This is a genomic window from Microlunatus phosphovorus NM-1 (genome assembly GCF_000270245.1).
GTDB lineage: Bacteria > Actinomycetota > Actinomycetes > Propionibacteriales > Propionibacteriaceae > Microlunatus > Microlunatus phosphovorus.
This window is the reverse complement of the sequence record NC_015635.1, coordinates 3,984,644-4,004,123: the sequence shown is the minus strand read 5'-3', so window position 1 is coordinate 4,004,123 and position 19,480 is coordinate 3,984,644. Positions and strand designations below refer to the sequence as shown.

The following is a 19,480-nucleotide window of genomic DNA, read 5'->3' as shown; positions in this document are numbered from 1 at the left end:
ATGCTAGTTTTTGGGCGCCCTAGGCCCTGGGGCCTCCGGCGACATAGATGACCTGACCGGAGACGTAGCCGGCGTCCTCGCCGCAGAGGAAGGCGGCGACCGCGGCGATGTCGTCCGGCGTGCCCACCCGGCCGACCGGGATCTCGCGGCTGACGGCCGCCTTCCAGTCCTCGAAGTCGACGCCGAGCCGGTCAGCGGTCGCCTGGGTCATTTCGGTGTCGATGAAGCCCGGCGCGATCGCATTGGCGGTGACGCCGAACTTGCCCAGCTCCAAGGCCAGCGTCTTGGTGAAGCCCTGGATGCCCGCCTTCGCGGCAGCGTAATTGACCTGGCCGCGGTTGCCCAGCGCAGAGGTCGAGGACAGGTTGACGATCCGGCCCCACTTGGCCTCGATCATGTGTGCCTGAGCCGCCCTGGTCATCAAGAAGGCGCCCCGGAGATGGACGTTCATCACCGCGTCCCAGTCGTCGCTGGTCATCTTGAACAGCAGGTTGTCGCGGATGATCCCGGCGTTGTTGACCAGGATCGTCACCGGCCCGAGTTCAGCGGCGGCCCGCTCGACGGCTCGAGACGCGGCGTCCTCGTCGCCGACATCCGCGCCGATCGCGATGGCCCTGCCACCGGACTCGGCGATGGCATTGGCGGTCCGGGCGGCACCGTCGGTGTTCAGATCCACCGCAGCCACCGCGGCACCTCCCGCAGCCAGTCGACGGGCGATCGCCGCGCCGATTCCACGGGCAGCACCGGTCACCACAGCAACTCTGGATGTCGTCATGGCAGGAGAGTAGTGGGTTGCTGATAGGCATGGACCTGTGGTGTACCGCTACCTGTGTCCGATGCGCTGGGGCGACATGGACGCGCAGGCGCATGTCAACAACGCCGCGTTCGTCGATTATCTGCAGGAAGCCCGGGTCGACTTCCTGCTGAACGGACCGCCGGTGATGCACCGGCTGCTCGATACCGGCGTACTCGTCGTCCAACATCAGGTCGAGTACCTGTCACCGGTCCGGTTCCACGATCGTGGGCTGGCCATCGACTTGTGGGTGGACTCAGTCGGCGCGAGTCGGTTCGTGATCGGCTATGAGATGCGCGACGGTGATCGGGTGGCTGTCCGAGCGCGGACAACGGGTGCGCCCTACGATCTGGCCGGCGCCGGGCTGCGTCGGCTGACCGCCGAGGAGCGAGCGGTCTTCCTCGAGGGCGTCGAGACCGATCACGAGTCGCTGCGGGTGCTGCCCAAGCAGACCTGGACCGCTGGCGGTCACGACTATCCGCTCCAGGTGCGCTGGTCCGACCTCGACTCCTATGCACACGCCAACAACGTGAAGTACTACGACTACATCCAAGAGGCGCGGGTCGCGCTGATGACCCAGACGCTGCGCTGGTCGTCACGGAACTCTCCCGACGCCGATGATGTCTGGGTCGTCGTTCGCCAGGACATGGACTACCGCCGGCCGCTGGACTTCCGGGTGACGCCCTATCGGGTCAACACGGTGGTGACCGACGTGGGCAACCGATCGATCAGGCTGGCGGCGCAGATCGATGATCCGGAGTCCGGGACCGTCTACGCGCAGGCGCGAACCGTGCTGGTGGGCCCCCAGCCCCTGGATGAGACTCAGCGGGCTGCCCTGGCGGAGCTGGTTCCGCGCTGACCCTTGTGCCGGGGCATTAGTTTCTGGCTGAACCACCGATGTCGGGGACAATCCGGCAACTAACTCCAGGTGACTCTGGTTCAGGCCCACCTGGCGGCCACTATCTGGCCTGCGAGAGGCTTGCGGCATGAACGTACCTACCAGCATGCAAGCCGTCGTCTGCCACGGTCCGGAGGACTACCGGCTGGCGGAGGTGCCGGTGCCGACCCCCGGGCCCGGTGAGGCACTGGTGCAGGTCGAGGCCGTGGGAATCTGCGCCAGCGATCTGAAGTGCTACCACGGCGCCACCAAGTTCTGGGGAGACGGAGACCGAGCGGCGTACGTCGAGACCCCCGTGACGCCGGGACATGAGTTCGTCGGCAGGGTGGTCGCGCTGGACGACACGGCCCGTCAGCGGTGGAGCGTCGAGGTGGGGGACCGAGTCACTAGCGAGCAGATCGTGCCCTGCTGGGAGTGTCGCTACTGCGTACGCGGCCAGTACCACATGTGTGCACCGCATGCGATCTACGGCTTCAAGCGGCGTACGCCGGGAGCGATGGCGGCGTACATGATCTTCCCGGCGGATGCGCTGGTGCACAAGATCAGCGCCGAGCTGCCGCCGGCTCACGCCGCGTTCGTGGAGCCGTTGTCGTGTGCGCTGCACGCGGTCGAGCGGTCGGGGATGCGATTCGACGACGTCGTCGTGGTGGCCGGCTGCGGGCCGATCGGACTGGGCATGATCGCCGGCGCCCGCGCCAGGTTCCCGCGCCGGGTCATCGCCCTCGACCTCGCACCTCAGAAGCTCGACCTGGCCCTGCGCTGCGGTGCCGATGAGGCGTTGAACATTGCGGAGACCGACGTGGTGGCCGCCGTGCGCGATCTCACCGATGGCTACGGAGCCGATGTCTATCTGGAGGGCAGCGGGCATCCGTCTGCGGTCGGGCAGGGGCTGAGTCTGCTTCGCAAGCTCGGCACGTACGTCGAGTACAGCGTGTTCGGCAGTGACGTCAGCGTCGACTGGTCGATCATCAGCGACGACAAGGAGCTGGACGTGCTGGGTGCTCATCTCGGCCCGCACACCTGGCCGGCCGCGGTACGTCTGCTCGAGTCCGGGATCTTGCCGATGGATGACATCTGCACCCATCAACTGCCGCTGGCCGAGTTCCAGCGCGGTCTGGACCTGGTGGGCAGCGGTGCGGAGTCGGTCAAGGTGTCGCTGATTCCCTGAGCTCACTCGCGTCGCGGTTCCCGTAGGAGCAGGCAGGCGGTCGCCCGGATGCCTCGAATCAACGGAGTGGGACGTCGCCTGACTCGTCCGCTTCAGGCCCCAGCAGCCGGTGAACCGCGTCGCGGAGCACCGGTCCCTCGGCACCCGCTGTGAAGCCATCGTCGGTGGCGATCCGGTCGGCGAAGCCGTCGGTCAGCACCGTCAGCCACGACGTCAGCCGGGCAGCGGTGAGGTCGGTGCGGATGCTGCCTTGCTGTTGTGCCAGCTCGACCCAGCCGAGCAGCCCGGTCTGGGTCGCCCGATCATCGGCAGCAAGGGCTGCCGCAAACTCGGGACGCGACATCACCGCGCCGACCGCTCGGACGAAACCGGCCATCCGTCGATCGGAGAAGTCCTCGATGGTCTGGTCGATCCAGTCTCGCAAGACACCCACGGCGTCCTCGCGGCCGGACTGCTCGTCGAACCAGGCGGTGGTTTCGGCGGTCCCGAGTTCCAGGATCCCCAGCAGTACGTCCGCCTTCGTCGGAAAGTAGTGGAAGAAGGTGCCCGAGCCGATCCGTGCTTCTGCGCAAATGGCGGCAGTTGTCGTTGCCTCATAGCCGTCGGCGGCGAACCGAGTCAGCGCAGCATCGATGATCCGGAGCCGGCGGGCGGCGTGGCGGGCTGGGTCGACCGTACGCGCCACCCTCGTCACCTCCTTCTTCGACCAAATTGGTTCCGACTTCACCACCAGGCACAGCCGACAGGTGAGTCCAATGCGTGCCGATCCCGGCCCTTATTCCTAGAGTGTGCACTCCGCTATAGCTATATTAGTAGAGTGAGCACTCTACCAATCGATCAATCGAGCGTTGATCAAGCGGCCCGTGCGGCCGATTGCTGGTCGCTGAACCGGGATGGGTGTCTGCATGAGGTGGAGATTCGAGAGCTCGGTCTCCACCGGCGGATCGTCTGGCGCGTGGACGGTGAGACTGTGGCGGAGGGCAAGTCCTACGACGAGCGGGCCGTGTTGGTGGCCGATGGTCACGGATCGATTGGACTCCACTTCCGTACGTTCGCCGGCACGAGGCGAGTGACCTGGTTCGAGCACACCAACGCTCCGGCTGCGCTGGCAGCGAACAAGACGCTGGTCGGCGGGGTGGATCTCGAACCGGAGGCGGGTTCGAAAGCGGCTCGGCGCCGGATCTGGATGCACCAGCACCCGCGCTTGTACGCCGGTCGGCAGATCGTCCTCGCGGCAATAGGTCTGGCGGCCGGCGTTCTGGTCACCTGGCTCCTGGGTCGTCTTTGGCACCTCATCCCCTGGGACTGGGTGCCGCAGATCAAGCTGCCACGGATTCCGTGGCCGGATATTCCCTGGCCAAGCATTCCCTGGCCCGGCCTCCCCGACATCAATCTGCCTGACTGGCTGGGCACGGTGCTGGATGCGGCCAAGTTCGTGGCACCGGTCGTTTTCGCGGGATGGCTGGCCGTACGAGAGTCGCGTCGCCGACGCGAGTCGAAGCGACGGTAGGACCCTGACAGCGGCACTGAGCCACCCGGCGAACCTGAGCGGTGCGACGGATCGTCCTACTCGGTGTACGGCTGTCGCGGTCAGACGATCCGAAGTCCCTGGGAGGGCCCGGGATCTTCGTCCAGTGTGTTCACCATGAAGTGGGCAACCCGCTCCATGTATGCCCAGAGCTCGGCTTCGTGCTCAGGGGCTAGGTCGATCGAATCAATGGCATCGCGCATGTGCCGCAGCCAACGATCACGCTGAGTCGGAGTGATGAGGAACGGGGCGTGCCGCATCCGCAGTCGGGGGTGACCGCGCTGATCGCTGTAGGTGGTCGGGCCGCCCCAATACTGCTCCAGAAACATCCGGAAACGATCCTCCGCCGGGCCCAGATCCTCTTCGGGATAGAGCGCGCGCAACGGCGGATCGCCGGCCACACCCTGATAGAAGCGCCGGATCAGCTTCTCGAACGTCGGGTGTCCGCCGACGGCGTCGTAGAACGTGGCGGGTGTCGCGGCGCCGGGCTCGGGGGTCGCAGGGCCGCCGGCGGAGCCGGCGGAAGCAGGAGCAGGGGAGGTGGACATGATGGACCCATTGTCTCCCACCGGTCGCAGGTGTCTCTGCAAGTCTCTCTCCAGCGCAGGGTGACGCGCATCGATGTCCGGGTCGGACCCCGGCTGGTCCACTCGGCGAGGGGCGCTGGCAGTATGGGTGAGGTTCGCGTACGTCCTACCCACCTCGTTCATACCGTCTAGATCGTCATAAGGGAGTGTCAGCATGGCAACAGTCCGCACCGCCAACGCCCATTGGGAAGGTTCGCTTCTGGAGGGCTCCGGCACCGTCGAGCTCGCCTCCTCGGGCCTGGCCACCTTCGATGTGAGCTGGCCAGCTAGATCCGAGGCAGCGAACGGCAAGACCAGCCCGGAGGAGCTGATCGCCGCGGCCCACTCGACGTGCTACTCGATGGCGCTGTCGCACGGACTCGCCGGCGCTGGCACCCCGCCGACCACCGTCGACACCAGCGCCGACGTCACCTTCCAGCCGGGCCAGGGCATCACCGGCATCCACCTGACGGTAAAGGCCGCTGTTCCCGGCCTGACCGCCGAGCAGTTCGCTGAGGCCGCCGAGAACGCCAAGAAGAACTGCCCGGTCTCGGCCGCCCTTACCGGCACCACCATCACCTTGGACGCCACCCTGGTCGAGTGATCGGATCCGATCCTGCTTGAGCAGCCTCGCTCTGAACTGAGTTGAGTCTGCCGATCACCGGGTCGTGACTATCTATCGAGGCATCGTGCCCAGACGGGGACGATGCCTCGATGTGTCTCATTCGCTGGTCTCACTTGCTTGCGTCGTTCCTGAACGACCGCATGCCGCCGCAGGTATGGATCTGCGGCGGTCGAGGCGAAGCGAGTGGAAAGGCGGAGCGAATGGAAACCGTCAGCCTGGTGGTCCTTCGGCACCAGGGTCTGGCGGCGGTTCTGGTTCGGTTGCCGGGTTGAGGTCCAGCGGGTCTTGGGGGTGCCAGTTGTTGATGGTGATGCGGTGGTTCAGGATCGGTCGCTGTTGTGGGTCGATCCAGCGGGGTGGGATCCAGACGGGGAGTCCATCGCTGTTGATCTGGCATTGCCAGCCGCGTTTGGCGAATTGGTGGTGGTGAAACGCACAGACCAGGGTGAGGTTGCCGATATTGGTGTTCCCGCCGTCTTGCCAGGCGATCACGTGGTGTCGTTCGCACCATTGCGGGGCGACATCGCAGCCCGGGAAGGTGCATCCGGAATCTCGGGCATACAACGCCAGGGTTTGGGCGGTGGAGGCGATCCGTCGGCTGCGGTACAGGTTCAGCACCGCACCTTTGGGGGTTTTCACACACCAGGCGATGTCGGCTTGATCGGCGAGGTCGCGGACGGTGTCCGCAGAGGCGGGGGTGCCGTCGGCGTAGCTGCCGATACCGAACTCGCGCAGGAATTCTTCCCAGCTGATGTGGACCAACACCGTCGCCGGTGTCCCGCCCGATGCCGGCACCTCTTGCCCACGCAGCAACGCGTCCAGCAGGGTTTCCAAGGCGTCATGTTGGCGTTGCCCGACGCTCCGCTTGTCCTCGATCACCCGCTTCCCCTTCTTGCTACGGCTGCCGTCAGCATGGTCGGGTTGAACGGTGGTGGGTTGGGGTGTGGTCAACGGGTCGAGCAGCGCGGCGAGTTTCTGCCCGGCGGTGCCGGTGAGGATGAACTCGCCGGCCCAGCAGCCGTCCTTGCGGTGCCGGACCCGCAGGAACCGGCGCTCCCGTTGCGCAGCGTCATCGCAGGGCAGGATCCCGTCGGGGTCGATCGCCTCGGCCAGTCTCGCCGCGAACACGGTCAAATCCTGGTAGCCGAGTCGGCTGGCCTGCTCGATCAGCATCACTTCCCCTGCGGTGATCGACTCCGGGTCGCAGTGCCCGACCTTGCGCAACGTCTGATCGATCAACGACACCTGTTCCGGGGTCACCGCACCGTCGCGTTGCGCCTGTGCGAGGTGTTCCCGGATCGGCGGCAATGGTTCGCCGAGCATCGAGGTCCGATCGGCCAACTGCTCGGCGGCTTTGACTCGACGCACCGCTTCCCCGGTCGAGATCCGGAGTCCGTTCTTCAACACCCCGACCATCGACCGTTCCGACAACACATTCGGGTGGCCTTGCTCGGTGCCGTGCTGGATCAACGCCCGATCCACCACGGGCAGGGTGTTACGCAGGGTTTCCCACTGTTGCAGGGTCTCGACCAGGCTGAGTGCACCCAGGTCGGTGTGGGCGCCGTCGTCGATCAGCTTGATCAGGTGCTGCAGCGAGGTGCGGACGGTATCGACCGCGGCGTGCAGTGGATGACTGTCCGCCTGCGCCGCTTCTGTCGAATACATGTTCATATTCTAATCGTGTACGTGTTCGACCACAAGACCTGAATCCAGAGATTTCCCAACCAGATAACAAAGTTACGGACGTGATTGGTGGTGCACGATTGATCAGATGGTTCTGGCAGCAGCGGCATGACCTGACGGTGCCCACTGCCATCCGAATAGAGCTGTCGGTGGAGACGGAGTACCTTCGCCGAGGTGAACCACGAACGGTCTTCGGTGCGTCTTCGCCCTATCGTCCATTCCGACGCTGATCGGATTCATGAGTGGGCGGCGCAGCCGGAGGTGTGTCGGTATCAGCCGTGGGGCCCCAACACTCGCGCCGACACGGAGGCGTTCGTCGCCGAAGCGGTCAAAGCCTGGGAGGTTCGCCCTCAACGACGATGGGCGTGGGTAGCCGTTGATCCGTCAGACATCGTTGTCGGCAACGGAGAAGTGAACCTTCGTGGGCACGGCCGCGCTGAGATCTCGTACGTCGTCCACATCGAACTGTGGGGCAAGGGTATCGGTTCAGCAATCGGGGATCAGTTGACAGGCTGGGCCTTCACGCACCTGGCCGGGTTGGAGCGACTGGAAGCCACGTGCGATCCGCGTAACAGTGCCTCGGCATCGGTGCTCAGGCACGTCGGCATGACTTACGAAGGAACCCTTCGGCATGTCCAGCTGATTCGCGATGGATGGCGCGACTCCCAGGTCTTCAGCATCTTGCGCAGCGAATGGGCCGCGAATACCTGACCGCACTAACTGCAGTCGAGCACTGCGTCTCGTCTCGCGGGCTCCCTCTGGCGGTCTCACGGTCAGCCCACACGGCTCATCGGAAACGACCGTGTTCGGGACCCGGCTCGGTGTGACATCACAGGTCGAGAGTCAGCTCCACCGAGCTGATGACTTTGCGCTTCTCCCGTGCGTACTCGATCTCGCGTCGTGTCGCTGGTCCGACATAGCCGCCCTCGCTCACCACACGGATCTCGTCCGCGAGATCGATCCGCCGCAGGTGCAGCTCGCCCAGAGCCGCGCGCCTGGATGGCGTCAGTTCTTCGCTGATCGCTTCGGGACCGAGCACGATCACCCCTTGGGAGGTCAGCCGTTGCCGCTCCGACTGGAACAGGCTCTGGAAGCGCAGCGAGCCGCAAAGGCACACCACCTTGGGTCGTTCGACGGCGTCCATTCAGAAACCTCCTCGCTGTGACGAATCGGACGTTGGTGATGCTCGCATGCCCTTGGCCAAGGCAATGTCCGAGATGCACGTCGAGTAGATAATCAACATGGTTTCAAGCCAATACCCCTATGCTCTTGACGTGCTGCGCAGCGGGCTGATCATCGAAGTCTCGGCAGCCGAGCCCGCGACCGGGGAATGGCGTCGACAGCTGGATCCTCAGGCGGTGCTCGGAGTGCCGCCCCACCTGACGGTGCTGTATCCCTTCGTCGCGCCCGACCAGATCGATGCCACGACCATTACTGCCGTCGAACGCGCTCTCGCTCCAGTCAGGTCATTCGACTTCGAGTTGGCGCGCATCGACTGGTTCGGCGATCGCAGTGTCCTCTGGCTGGCGCCAGATCCGGTCGAGCCGTTCCAGCAGATCACTGCTGCTTTGGCGCAGGCATTCCCCGAGTATCCGCCGTATGGCGGAGAGTTCGACGGGCTGACGCCGCATCTCACGGTCGCTACGCGGGGCACGAGCTCGGAGCTTCGCCGAGCTGAGGATGAGCTCCGGCGAGGCCTGCCGATCCAGGCCACCGCAGACGCAGTGACGCTGATGGTCGAGCTGCCCGACCGTCGCTGGCAACGCCGACAGGTCTTCGCACTCACCGGTCGCTGACGTTCGATTTGGTTCGTTTCCGACTGGTACGTGGTCGCGCCCGTGAGCACTAGGGTGCCGGATGTGGATCTCGCAGCAGCCCGTGACCTTGCGATCGAGCTGGCCCAGAAAGCCGGCGACCTGGCGGTTCAACACGCTGCCAGCGCAGCGGCGCTGCCCAAGGGCCACGCTGGTGATGTCGTCACCCATGTCGACCAGGAGGCCGAACGCCTCATCGCCGCCGTCATCAACGCTGTCTATCCCGATCACGCTGTCCTCGGCGAGGAGTTCGGCCTGCAGGGCGATCCGGACGCGGAGTACCGCTGGTTGGTCGATCCGCTGGACGGCACCAACAACTACGTGCTCGGACTTGACCTGTACGGCGTCTGCATCACCTTGTGTCGGCGCGGGGAGCCGCTGGTGGCCGTGGTTCACGACTCGGCCCGCGGTCGCTCCTACGCCGCGATCGTCGGCCACGGAGCGACCCTCAACGGCACTCCGGTGCGGATGTTGGCGCCGGAACCACTGGATCGAGTCACCGTCTCCTGGCTTCAGGGGTACGCGGTCGGTGCCGACGATCCTGCTGGTCAGCGTATGTTTCGCAGCCTGGAGCGCAGCTGCAAACGAGTCTTGCGTACCTGGGCTCCCTCCATCGACTGGGGTCTGATCGCCGTAGGCAGGGTCGCGGCAATGATCGCCTATCGCAACGAGCCGTGGGACCTCGTCGGTGGTGCCCTGATCGCCCGCGAAGCCGGCGCAGACGTCCTGACCTCAGCCGACGGCGAGATCGTGCTTGTCGCCCATCCCGACATCATCACCGAGCTCGCGGCTCTGGCCGGGATCGAGTAACGGATCGAGCAGGCGGGACGCTTGCCCGACCTGGGCCCCCGGATCTGCTCGATCTTGTCGGTGTCGCTCTATCTTCTGGTAGTGCAGATCCGACAAGATCGAGCAGATCTGACCACCGAGCTACTGACCACGGAGCTACTGACCGACGCGACCGTCGATGCACTCACGCAACAGATCGGCGTGGCCGCAGTGCCGGGCGTACTCCTCGACTCGGTGCACGTGCAGTTCGCGAACAGCGATGCCGTCAGACCCCAGTCGCTCACCCAGATCCGGGTGTTCGGCGAGAACGGCGTCGGTCGCGGCCTGCTCGCGGGCCAGGTCGGCGTACGCCGCGGCGACGACTGCGTCATCGGGGACGGCGCCATCGAAGTCCGCATCTCGCTGACCATAGAGCTTGGGCAGCGGATCACCGGGCGTGATCCAGTTGCGCCAATCCCGCTCGGCCGAGGCGAGATGTCGGACCAGACCGAGCAGCGACATGGTCGACGGCGGCACTGATCGCCGAGCCAGTTGCTCAGCGTCGAGGCCTTCACACTTCAGCAGCAGCGTCAGGCGATAGCTGGTGAGATAGTCCAGCAGGGTTGGCAACTCGCCATCGGGACTGGGGTCCTCGTTGTTGCGGGGATCGTCGTCCGGGTCGAGCCACATGTCGGCGTACACGGTTGATTTCGTCCAGCGTTCGGGTTGACCTGCCATATCGCCATCGTGGTCCGATCCGACGGAGATTGCCACCGGGTTTGCTCAGTCGGTCGCCGGAGCCTTGGTGTCCTGATCCGACTCGGCAGGCGGATCAGGCTCCATGAGGTGCACGTTCAGGTGCTGGAACGTGGTCGGCGGCCGCTTCGGGCCACCCTTGCTGTAGTTGGCCAGCCGGAGCACCTCGCCGTTGCGGACGTACCAGACGGTGCCGTCATCGGCACGCAGTTGAGTGACCCGCAGCCCGATGTCTTCCACGGTCCCTGACGCCAGTTGCATGTCCACGTAGTCGCCGACGCCGAACTCGTCCTCGAGCAGCAGGAAGACGCCGGACACCAGGTCCTTCACGATGCTCTGCGTGCCGAAAGCGATCGCGGCAGCCACCACCGAGGTGCCCGCGACGAGAGTCGTCACGTTGAACCCCAGCTCCGACAGCACGGCGACCGCGGTGATGATCAAGATCACCACCGTGACGATGCTCGTGCCCAGCGAGCCGAGGGCACGCAGCCGCTGGGCACGACGCTGGGCAGGCAGTCCGGAGGCATCCTCCAGGATCTCGGCGGCCCGGGACTTCACGGGTCGCCGGATCGCCTGCTCGACGGCCCGGTTGATCAGCTTGTGCACGAGCCAACGGGCCAAAATGGCGAAGAGGAGCAGGAAAGTGATCCTGGTCGTCTTGACCACGATCACGTTGTCGATGATCGTCTGCAGCCATTCAGGCATGGCCTAGCCCTTTGGCTCGCGCGAGTAGGTCACCCGGCCCCGCCACACCGTCGCCGCCACTGGGTCCGGCAGGTCGCGGCCGTGCCACGGGTTGTTGCGGGACAGCGAAGCCGACGCATTCCGGTCCACGACCGCCCTGGCAGACGGATCGACCAGCACCAGGTTGGCCGGTTCCCCGATCCGCAGTGGACGGCCCTGGTGCGCCAGCCGAGCGATCCGCGCAGGCTCGTACGACATCCGCTCCGCCACGCCCGCCCAGTCCAGCAGCCCTGGCTTCACCATCGTCTCGATCACCACCGCCAGTGCCGCCTCCAGACCCAGCATGCCGGGGGCGGCGTCGACGAAGGCGTGCTCCTTGTCGTGCCGGGCGTGCGGCGCATGGTCGGTGCCGACCGCGGCGATGGTGCCGTCGGCCAGCGCCTCCCGGAGCACGGTGACATGCTCGTCGGGCCGCAGCGGCGGATTGACCTTGTACGTCGGGTCGTAGCCCACGACTTCCGAGGTGGTGAGCATCAGGTGATGCGGGGTGACCTCGGCGCTGATCGGGATGCCGCGTTTGTGGGCCCAGCGGAGCACGTCGACGGTCTCGGCGGTCGACACGTGGCACACGTGCACCCGGGAACCGGTCAGCTTGGCGAGCTCGGCGTCTCGGGCGACGATGGTCGCCTCCGCCGCCGGCGGCCAGCCGGGCAGCCCGAGCTTGCCGGACAGCTCACCCTCATGACAGCAGGCGTCGCTGCCGGCCAGTCGCGGATCCTGGGCGTGCTGGGCGATCACCCCGCCGAAGGCGCGGACATACTCCAGGGCGCGTCGCATCAGCCGGGCATCGGACACGCAGCGGCCGTCGTCGGAGAACACCCGTACGCCGGCCGCGGAACGGGCCATCAGCCCCAGCTCGGCCAGCTCAGCGCCGGCCAGTCCCTTGCTCACCGCACCGACCGGTACGACCTCGGCGGATCCTTCCCGACGGCCGACCGCCCACACATGCTCGGCGGCCTCGGCGGTGTCGGTCACCGGCGTCGTGTTGGCCATCGCGAGCACGGCGGTGAAACCGCCGCGCGCCGCTGCCTGGGTGCCGGTGGCGATCGTCTCCGCGTCCTCCCGACCCGGCTCCCGGAGATGGGTGTGCAGATCCACCAGACCAGGCAGCGCGATCAGCCCGTCGGCGTCGATCCGCTCGACGTCAGAACCGGCCTCCGCCGGATCGGCGAACACCCCGTCGCGGACATACAGATCTGCCCGCCCCGCGCCGACCAGGTCCGCTCCGACGATCAGCAACTCACTCACCCCACTCACGCAACAACCTCTCGTACGCGGGCCAGGGGCATCTCATCCGCCCCGCCCAGCAGTTGATAGAGCACCGCCATCCGCACCGCGACGCCGGCGGCCACCTGATCGAGCACCAATGACGATGCGGCGTCGGCGGCCTCGGCCGAGATCTCCAGACCTCGGTTCATCGGTCCCGGGTGGCAGATCGGCACGCCTGGTCGCAAGGTCGCGAGTCGGTCCCGGGTGAGCCCGTACCCGATCGTGTACTCCCGCGCCGTGGGGAAGTAGCCGCCGCTCATCCGCTCCCGTTGAACGCGCAGCATCATCACCGCATCCGCTGCAGGAAGCACCGCATCCAGGTCGGTGCTGACCGAGACCGGCCAGGTGTCGACCCCGGACGGGAGCAAGGTCGGCGGCGCCACCAGCACCACCTTCGCGCCCAGGGTCTGCAGGAGCAGCACGTTGCTGCGGGCAACGCGAGAGTGGGTGATGTCGCCGACGATGGCGACGGTACGCCCGGCCAGATCGCCGCCGTCGAGGCCACGGAAGTGACGCCGCATGGTGAACGCATCGAGCAGCGCCTGCGTCGGGTGCTCGTGGGTGCCGTCGCCGGCGTTGAGGACATGGGCGCCGATCCAGTTGGTGACCTGCCAGGGAGCACCGGAGGCCATGTGTCGGATGACGAGAGCATCGACGCCCATGGCCGCGACCGTCATCACCGTGTCGCGCAGCGACTCGCCCTTGGACACCGACGACCCCTTGGCCGACACGTTGATGACGTCGGCCGACAGCCACTTGCCCGCGATCTCGAAGGACGAGCGGGTGCGGGTCGAGTCCTCGAAGAACAGGTTCACGACCGTCCGACCGCGCAGTGCAGGCAGCTTCTTGACCGGCCGGCTCTGCACCGCCGACATCTCCTCCGCCAGGTCGCAGATCTCGGTGATCTCGGCCAGGCTGAGATCGCCGGCGGACAACAGGTGACGCATCAGGCCTCCTCGGAGAAGTCGGCGGGATCGGCGGGCGAGTCGGCCGCGATGCTTCCCGGTGGTCGGGAGATGGTCACCTCGGTCACGCCATCGGATTCTTCCAGCCGTACGCGGACCCGCTCGGAGGCGGCCGTGGGCAGGTTCTTGCCGACGTGATCGGCACGGATCGGGAGCTGCCGGTGACCGCGATCCACGAGCACGGCCAACCGGACCACGCGCGGCCGGCCGATGTCGCCGAGGGCATCCAGCGCTGCCCGGACCGTACGCCCGGAGTAGAGGACGTCGTCGACCAGCACCACGACGGCATCGTCGATGGGCCCCGGCAGGTGGGTGTGGCCGACCGCGCGGGTCGGCTGGCGGCGCAGGTCGTCGCGATACATGGTGATGTCCAGCGATCCGGTAGGAATCGCCACCCCCTCGACATCGGCCATCGCCGCGGCCAGTCGGTGGGCCAGGTGCACGCCGCGGGTCGGGATACCGAGCAGCATCAGGTCCTTCGCGCCCCGATTCGCCTCCAGGATCTGGTGCGCCATCCGGGCGCATGCCCGGGCGATCCGGTCGGCGTCCATCACGACTCGGGTGCTCTCCGTGCCGGGAACTGGGTCGCCGGACAGGCCGGTCGCGGGCGTGGGCGACGTCTCTGACACGCAGGATCCTCCTGATAGTGGCGTGCTGCTGTGGGCGCACCGGTCCATTACCGCTACGGTATGGAGGGTGAGTGGACTGCTGAGCATGCTAGTGCCCCTGGAAACGCTACAGGGTTGGCCGCCGGCCCCGAATCCGTCGCTGCTCCACGCTTTGGGACTGATCTTCGGAGTGCCGATCCTCATCGGGCTGGTGATCGCCGGCCTGTCCTATGTAGGCACCGGCAGCGACCTGCGCCGATTCGGTCCGGCGGTTCATCCCGTCAAGACCTACGCCGACCCCGTCGCGGTGGAAGGCGGCACCGGTGCCGGGCCGGCGAGCATCGAAGCCTCGGCCGGTATCGACACAGAGACAGGGGGCACCAGTGCTCGGTGGTGAAGGTCTGAGTTTCAGCGACCGTCGGCAGATCGAGAACGCCCTGGCCATGGCCAGGCGGGTCAGCGATCTCGACTTCGAGGCCTACATCGGACCGGCGGGTGCCGACGCCCGGGCATACGCACTGGCGTTGCACGGTCAGCTGGCACGACCCGACAACTCGGTGCTGGTGCTGTGTGACCCGGATGCGCGGGCGCTCGAGATCGTGACCGGGCAGGACACTCGCCAGTATCTCAGCGATGCCGACTGCCGGCTTGCTGTCGCGACGATGACTTCCTCGTTCCTGGCCGGGCTGTTCGTCAACGGTCTGGCTCGCGGCATCTCCCAGCTCGGCGAGATCGCCCATCACCCCGAGACCCTGCACGCCGCCGGTTTGTTGTAGTAGTCGTCGACTCGCTGTTCGGCTGCGCTCCCAAGACTCCGTCTTCGCTCCTCGTTCGCAAACGGAAAGACGTGTTTGCTCTCTCGTCGTTCCAGACGGAGCCCTCGCTCCGCCTCACGGCCGCTCGCGACGGGAGTCGTCGACTCGCTGCTCCGCTGCGCGCCGATTGGTCCTGTCTTCCCTCGTCGATCGCAGACGATAAAGCGTTGTCTGCTCTCTCCTCAGTCCAGACAGGACCGGGCGCTCCGCCTCACGGCCGCTCGCGACGGGTGTCGACGAGAACTCAATCCTTCTGCTGGCAGTTCAGGGCGCGGGCGGTGTTGTCGCGGCCTTCGATGATCGGACGGCGGACCGAGTCCACGAGGTCGGTGGCGGCCAGCCAGGCATCCAGCTGGATGATGAACGGCTCCAGCTGCTCGGGCACCGGGAACAGATAGCGCAGCACGTTCTCGCGCAGCGCGTAGCCCTTGGTCGCCCAGCCGCCCTCGCCACGCGAGATCTGCTCAGCAGTGCTCAAGAACCGCTCCACGTACGGAGCCAGCACCGCGCCCTGGCCGCGCTGCCAGAACGCCAGCGTGATCGCCCGCTGGGTCCCGTTGGGCACGTCATCGGCCTCCGTGGCCAGTCGCCAGGCCTCAGCCTTGGCGGATTCGGTCGGCCGGGCCGCCTTCGCCGCAGCGGCCTGCTCGGCGCCCGTCACGGTCTGATCCCGGTCGGCCTCGGCGTCGATCGCGGCCGCATCGAGTCGCCCGAGCCGGGCCAGGTTCACCACCGCCGACCAGCGCAGCTCAGGGTCGATCTCGACGCCCACGGGTACGCCGGTGCCGGTCAGCCACGCCGCCAGCCGATCCGCGCCCTGAGCATTCTCGGCCGCATTGGGGAACGCTTTGACCAACGCGAGCTGTAGATCCGAGCCGGGCAGAGCGGCGTCCATCAACCCAGTGATGCCCTCCTGCCAGCGCCACAGCACCGCCGCCCGCCGTGCCGGCGGAGTGTAGTGTCGCGCCGCGCTCGCCGCCTGACCGAGGACGGTCCGCACCGCGACCGGATCCGACTCGACGGCCACCGCCGACAGCACCAGCTCGACATAGTCCGCGGCGGCCATCTCGCCGTCGCGGCACATGTCCCAGGCCGCAGCCCAGCACACCGCCCGGGCCAGCGCGCTCTCGACATCGGCGAGCCGAGCGACCACGGTGGCCAGCGAGACCGGGTCCAGTCGCACCTTCGCGTACGTGAGGTCGTCGTCGTTCACCAGCAGCAGATCCGGTCGCGGCTGACCGACCAGCTCGGGAATCTCGGTCCGCTCGCCGGCGATGTCGTGCTCGAGCCGGGCGACGCGAATCAGTCGACCGTCCCGGTCGTCATAGCAGCCGATCGCGATCCGATGCTGGCGCAGGGTCGGATGCTGCGGATCGGCACCTTGGACGACGGCGAACGAGGTGATGATGTCGGATTCGTCGACGGTGAAATCCGGGCGCAGCGTGTTGACCCCCGTCGTCTCCAGCCACTGCTGTGACCAGTCCGAGAGGTCCCGGCCCGAGGCGGCGTGCAAGGCCGCCAGCAGATCGGATAGGGACGTGTTGCCGTACGCGTGCCGCTGGAAGTACTGCTGACAGCCGGCCAGGAACTCATCCTGGCCGACGTAGGCGACCAGCTGGCGGAGCACCGAGGCGCCCTTGGAGTAGGTGATGCCGTCGAAGTTCTGCTCGACCGCTTCCAGATCGACCATGTCGGCGGCGATCGGGTGGGTCGAGGGCAGCTGGTCCTGGCGGTAGGCCCAGGTCTTGAAACCGTTGGTGAACGAGGCCCAGGCGGTGTCCGGGTCGTCGGCGATCTGGCTGAGGCCGAAGTTGGCGGCCCAGGTCGCGAACGACTCCTTGAGCCACAGGTCGTCCCACCAGCGCATGGTCACCAGGTCGCCGAACCACATGTGGGACAGCTCGTGCAGGATCGTGTCGTCGCGGACCTGATAGGAGGCCGGCGTCGCGCGGCTGCGGAACACGTACTCGTCCCGCAGGGTGACGCAGCCGACGTTCTCCATCGCACCGCCGTTGTATTCGGGGACGAACACCTGGTCGTACTTCCCGAAAGGGTAGGGCTGGGCGAACCCTCGCTCGAACACCCCGAAGCCCTGCTCGGTTACGTCCCAGATCCGATCGGCGTCCAGATGCTCGGCGAGTGATCTGCGGCAGTAGAGAGCGGCCGGGATGTCCCCACTTGGCGCATGCAATATGCGCTCGACCCCGTAGTAGGAGCCGGCGATCAGTGCAGTCAGATAGGTCGAGATGGGCTTCGTCTCGGCGAAGGTGAAGCGCGCGTAGCCGTCACCGAGTGACTCGGTGCCCAGCAGGGCGCCGTTGCTGACCACGGTCCAGTCCGCCGGCGCGACCGCGGTGATCGCGAACTCGGCCTTCAGATCGGGTTGTGCGAAGCAGGCGAACATGCGCCGGGCGTTGGCGGGCTCGAACTGGGTGTAGAGGTAGGTGCAGGAGTCGGCCGGATCGACGAACCGGTGCAGACCCTCGCCGGTCCGGCTGTAGCGACAATGGGCCAGCACTCGCACGCTGTGCGGTCCCTCGCTCACCTTCAAAGGCAGCCGAGAGTCGGCAAAGGTGGCGGGGTCGAGCGGCACCCCGTCCAGCGTGGCTGCCTCGACGTGGTCGGCGATCAGGTCGACATGCAGTTCCCCGGCATCGACGGCGTCGAAGGTGATGGTGGTGTCGCTGCGGAACAGTCGCTCGGGATCCTCGACGTGCCGGCCGCTGAGATCGACCTCGATCGCATAGGTGTGCGTGCGGATCAGCTCTGCCCGGGCCCTGGTCTCCGCCCTGGTCAGATTGTCGGGAAACATGAGGGCGATCCTGTCATGAAGTAGGGGGCCGTTGGGGCCCGAGTGGGGCGCTTATGGTGTGACTATGACATCTGACAACACTGCGGTGGCAACTGTTGACATCGTTGACACCGCTCTTGGGACTGACCCCTCTCGTGAGACTGACTCGGGCCGCGACGAAGACACCGCTCTGGACACCGTCGACTTCTGGTTCGACCCGGCGTGCCCCTGGGCCTGGCTCACCTCGCGCTGGATGCTGGAGGTGGAGAAGGTCCGGCCGGTACGGACGACCTTCCATGTGATGAGCCTGTCGGTGCTCAACGAGGGACGTGATCTCGACGCCGGCTACCGCGAATTTCTGGACACCAACTGGGCCCCGGTCCGGGTCGCGCTGGCGGTTGACGAGGAGTACGGCTCGGAGAAGTTGCGGGAGTTCTACACCGCCATCGGGACCCGGATTCACCCGGGCCAGGCGGAGCGGGATCGAGCCACCATCGAGGCGGCGCTCGCCGAGGTCGGCCTGCCCGTCAGCCTGGCGGATCGGGGCGATACCGATGCCAACGACGCGGCCCTCCGTGCCTCGCACCATGCCGGGATGGACCCGGTCGGCATGGACGTCGGTACGCCGGTGCTGCATGTCAACGGCGCGGCATTCTTCGGTCCGGTCATCACCCCCGCTCCGAAGGGCGAGGCAGCCGGCAAGCTGTTCGATGCCGTGGTCGCGCTGGCCAGTTTCGAGGGCTTCTACGAGCTCAAGCGGACCCGGACCGTCGGGCCGATCTTCGGCTAACCCCTCAGTCCGGTCCGGCGCCGCGGCGGGTGCTGGCGTCCAGCAGGGCCATCCAGGTCGGCTGGTCGGTCAGCTCACCGCTCACCTCCAGGCCGTCGAGCACGGTCGCGACGGTGCCTCGGGTTGCCGCGTCGTACCGGCCGGTGATCTCCACCGGGGAGTCCCACAGGTGCGTGAGCATCCCCTGGACGGCCTGCACCTGGGCCGGCGAGCGCGTGCTGAAGGACGACATCGCCGACCCGGAGCGTCCGTTGTCGAGATGGATGTGGTTGTGGTGCCGGTCGTCGTAGAGATAGGTCAGCACGTACGCGAAGTGTTTGTGCGCGGAGGCCGCCAGTGCCCAGTAGCGCCGCCGGACAGCTGCCATGGTGCGGTCCGGACCGGTGCGCCATTGGTCGTAGCGGCATGAGACCTGCTGCCCGTCGCCGAGTCGCAGCCGCGCGAGGTCGAAGGCTCGGCCTGCGTTGTGCCACGACGAGCAACGGTCCGTGCCGTCGGTCCAGGTGCCGTACGTCCACAGTTGGCGGAGGTCCCACCCGGTGAGCTCAGCGAGGTCGGCCAGCCAGGCCGCCAGCTGTTCCGCGAAACCCTGCTCGATGGCGAACTCGCTGCGCCGGCGATTCACCTCGTACACCAGAGGCAATGAGGCGAGCCTGCCGAAGCGGGGCAGCGACGCACGGGCGACGCAGGTCGGGCCGTTCCTGGCTCGGTCGACCGGCCGGTCGGGGAGCCCGAGATCAGTGACGGTGCAGCCTGACAGACCGGCCAGGCTGCTCAGCCCGATGGTCGCGCCGAGTCCCAGCAGCTGCCGGCGCGAGATGGGCTGACCTGACACCTCGCAACTGTAGGAGGGTGACACCACCCACCGGGGTGGCCCTGCTCACCTCGCCCGGACGTCC

General features: G+C 66.8%; 22 protein-coding genes. 10 read left to right on the top strand and 12 right to left on the bottom strand.

The genetic code is table 11. The features are described 5' to 3' along the window. Positions 1–19: 19 nt before the first annotated feature. On the bottom strand, positions 20–775 hold the full coding sequence (gene fabG, locus MLP_RS17885; RefSeq protein WP_013864566.1) for a 3-oxoacyl-ACP reductase FabG: 756 nt from the start codon (positions 773–775) through the stop codon (positions 20–22). 37 nt (positions 776–812) lie between these two features. On the opposite strand from fabG, the gene MLP_RS26610 reads away from it, so the two are divergent. Beyond that, complete coding sequence (locus MLP_RS26610) at positions 813–1,652, top strand: acyl-CoA thioesterase (RefSeq protein ID WP_013864565.1); 840 nt, start codon at positions 813–815, stop codon at positions 1,650–1,652. Between the two features lie 127 nt (positions 1,653–1,779). Beyond that, positions 1,780–2,859 carry an alcohol dehydrogenase catalytic domain-containing protein gene (locus MLP_RS17875; protein ID WP_041790222.1) on the top strand — a complete coding sequence of 360 codons (1,080 nt, stop codon included), beginning with the start codon at positions 1,780–1,782 and terminating at the stop codon, positions 2,857–2,859. Between the two features lie 58 nt (positions 2,860–2,917). Here the strand turns inward: MLP_RS17875 and MLP_RS17870 are convergent, their stop codons facing one another. Continuing rightward, on the bottom strand, positions 2,918–3,589 hold the full coding sequence (locus tag MLP_RS17870; protein ID WP_013864563.1) for a TetR/AcrR family transcriptional regulator: 672 nt from the start codon (positions 3,587–3,589) through the stop codon (positions 2,918–2,920). Between the two features lie 225 nt (positions 3,590–3,814). Here MLP_RS17870 and MLP_RS17865 point away from each other — a divergent pair, with 225 nt between their 5' ends. After that, entirely contained in the window at positions 3,815–4,369 is a 555-nt protein-coding gene (locus MLP_RS17865) for a hypothetical protein (RefSeq protein WP_013864562.1), read from the top strand. 80 nt (positions 4,370–4,449) lie between these two features. Here MLP_RS17865 and MLP_RS17860 read toward each other — a convergent pair whose 3' ends face one another. Then, positions 4,450–4,935, bottom strand: coding sequence for a globin (locus tag MLP_RS17860; RefSeq protein WP_013864561.1), 486 nt, complete (start codon positions 4,933–4,935; stop codon positions 4,450–4,452). 193 nt (positions 4,936–5,128) lie between these two features. Here MLP_RS17860 and MLP_RS17855 point away from each other — a divergent pair, with 193 nt between their 5' ends. Then, entirely contained in the window at positions 5,129–5,557 is a 429-nt protein-coding gene (locus MLP_RS17855) for an OsmC family protein (protein ID WP_013864560.1), read from the top strand. A gap of 231 nt (positions 5,558–5,788) precedes the next feature. Here the strand turns inward: MLP_RS17855 and MLP_RS17850 are convergent, their stop codons facing one another. After that, positions 5,789–7,243 (bottom strand): HNH endonuclease signature motif containing protein, encoded by a 1,455-nt coding sequence (locus tag MLP_RS17850; RefSeq protein ID WP_156821208.1) that lies wholly within the window; start codon positions 7,241–7,243, stop codon positions 5,789–5,791. A 192-nt stretch (positions 7,244–7,435) separates the two neighbouring features. Here MLP_RS17850 and MLP_RS17845 point away from each other — a divergent pair, with 192 nt between their 5' ends. Beyond that, positions 7,436–7,972, top strand: coding sequence for a GNAT family N-acetyltransferase (locus MLP_RS17845; RefSeq protein WP_041790220.1), 537 nt, complete (start codon positions 7,436–7,438; stop codon positions 7,970–7,972). 118 nt (positions 7,973–8,090) lie between these two features. Here the strand turns inward: MLP_RS17845 and MLP_RS17840 are convergent, their stop codons facing one another. Next, the gene (locus MLP_RS17840) at positions 8,091–8,405 is read right to left on the bottom strand and encodes a hypothetical protein (protein ID WP_013864557.1); all 315 of its coding nucleotides are present in this window, start codon (positions 8,403–8,405) and stop codon (positions 8,091–8,093) included. 130 nt (positions 8,406–8,535) lie between these two features. On the opposite strand from MLP_RS17840, the gene MLP_RS17835 reads away from it, so the two are divergent. Beyond that, a complete protein-coding gene (locus tag MLP_RS17835) occupies positions 8,536–9,057 on the top strand; it encodes a 2'-5' RNA ligase family protein (protein ID WP_013864556.1) in 522 nt (173 codons plus the stop codon). Between the two features lie 63 nt (positions 9,058–9,120). Then, positions 9,121–9,885 carry an inositol monophosphatase family protein gene (locus MLP_RS17830; RefSeq protein WP_041792893.1) on the top strand — a complete coding sequence of 255 codons (765 nt, stop codon included), beginning with the start codon at positions 9,121–9,123 and terminating at the stop codon, positions 9,883–9,885. A 135-nt stretch (positions 9,886–10,020) separates the two neighbouring features. Here MLP_RS17830 and MLP_RS17825 read toward each other — a convergent pair whose 3' ends face one another. Genes MLP_RS17825 through pyrR form a run of 5 tightly spaced genes read right to left on the bottom strand, consistent with a single transcriptional unit; the run spans position 10,021 to position 14,206 of the window. After that, positions 10,021–10,581: a mycothiol transferase gene (locus MLP_RS17825; RefSeq protein WP_041790218.1), complete on the bottom strand. Its 561-nt coding sequence runs from the start codon at positions 10,579–10,581 to the stop codon at positions 10,021–10,023. 45 nt (positions 10,582–10,626) lie between these two features. Next, positions 10,627–11,304, bottom strand: coding sequence for a mechanosensitive ion channel family protein (locus MLP_RS17820; protein WP_013864553.1), 678 nt, complete (start codon positions 11,302–11,304; stop codon positions 10,627–10,629). Between the two features lie 3 nt (positions 11,305–11,307). Next, a complete protein-coding gene (locus MLP_RS17815) occupies positions 11,308–12,591 on the bottom strand; it encodes a dihydroorotase (RefSeq protein WP_041792891.1) in 1,284 nt (427 codons plus the stop codon). 5 nt (positions 12,592–12,596) lie between these two features. Continuing rightward, positions 12,597–13,559 carry an aspartate carbamoyltransferase catalytic subunit gene (locus tag MLP_RS17810; protein ID WP_013864551.1) on the bottom strand — a complete coding sequence of 321 codons (963 nt, stop codon included), beginning with the start codon at positions 13,557–13,559 and terminating at the stop codon, positions 12,597–12,599. Then, on the bottom strand, positions 13,559–14,206 hold the full coding sequence (gene pyrR, locus MLP_RS17805; protein ID WP_013864550.1) for a bifunctional pyr operon transcriptional regulator/uracil phosphoribosyltransferase PyrR: 648 nt from the start codon (positions 14,204–14,206) through the stop codon (positions 13,559–13,561). The genes MLP_RS17810 and pyrR overlap by 1 nt, the downstream gene beginning before the upstream one ends. 85 nt (positions 14,207–14,291) lie before the next feature. On the opposite strand from pyrR, the gene MLP_RS17800 reads away from it, so the two are divergent. Together MLP_RS17800 and MLP_RS17795 are read left to right on the top strand one after the other, a co-directional pair. Then, on the top strand, positions 14,292–14,582 hold the full coding sequence (locus MLP_RS17800) for a hypothetical protein (protein WP_156821207.1): 291 nt from the start codon (positions 14,292–14,294) through the stop codon (positions 14,580–14,582). Next, positions 14,569–14,961 (top strand): DUF5130 family protein, encoded by a 393-nt coding sequence (locus MLP_RS17795; protein WP_013864548.1) that lies wholly within the window; start codon positions 14,569–14,571, stop codon positions 14,959–14,961. Before MLP_RS17800 ends, MLP_RS17795 begins: the two co-directional genes overlap by 14 nt. Before the next feature lie 283 nt (positions 14,962–15,244). On the opposite strand, the gene pepN is transcribed toward MLP_RS17795, so the two are convergent. Continuing rightward, the gene (gene pepN, locus MLP_RS17790; protein WP_013864547.1) at positions 15,245–17,812 is read right to left on the bottom strand and encodes an aminopeptidase N; all 2,568 of its coding nucleotides are present in this window, start codon (positions 17,810–17,812) and stop codon (positions 15,245–15,247) included. Between the two features lie 64 nt (positions 17,813–17,876). Between pepN and MLP_RS17785 the strand changes: the two genes are divergently transcribed. After that, on the top strand, positions 17,877–18,581 hold the full coding sequence (locus tag MLP_RS17785; protein ID WP_013864546.1) for a mycothiol-dependent nitroreductase Rv2466c family protein: 705 nt from the start codon (positions 17,877–17,879) through the stop codon (positions 18,579–18,581). Positions 18,582–18,585: 4 nt separating this feature from the next. On the opposite strand, the gene MLP_RS17780 is transcribed toward MLP_RS17785, so the two are convergent. Continuing rightward, entirely contained in the window at positions 18,586–19,416 is an 831-nt protein-coding gene (locus tag MLP_RS17780; RefSeq protein ID WP_172641594.1) for an extensin family protein, read from the bottom strand. Between the last annotated feature and the right edge of the window lie 64 nt (positions 19,417–19,480).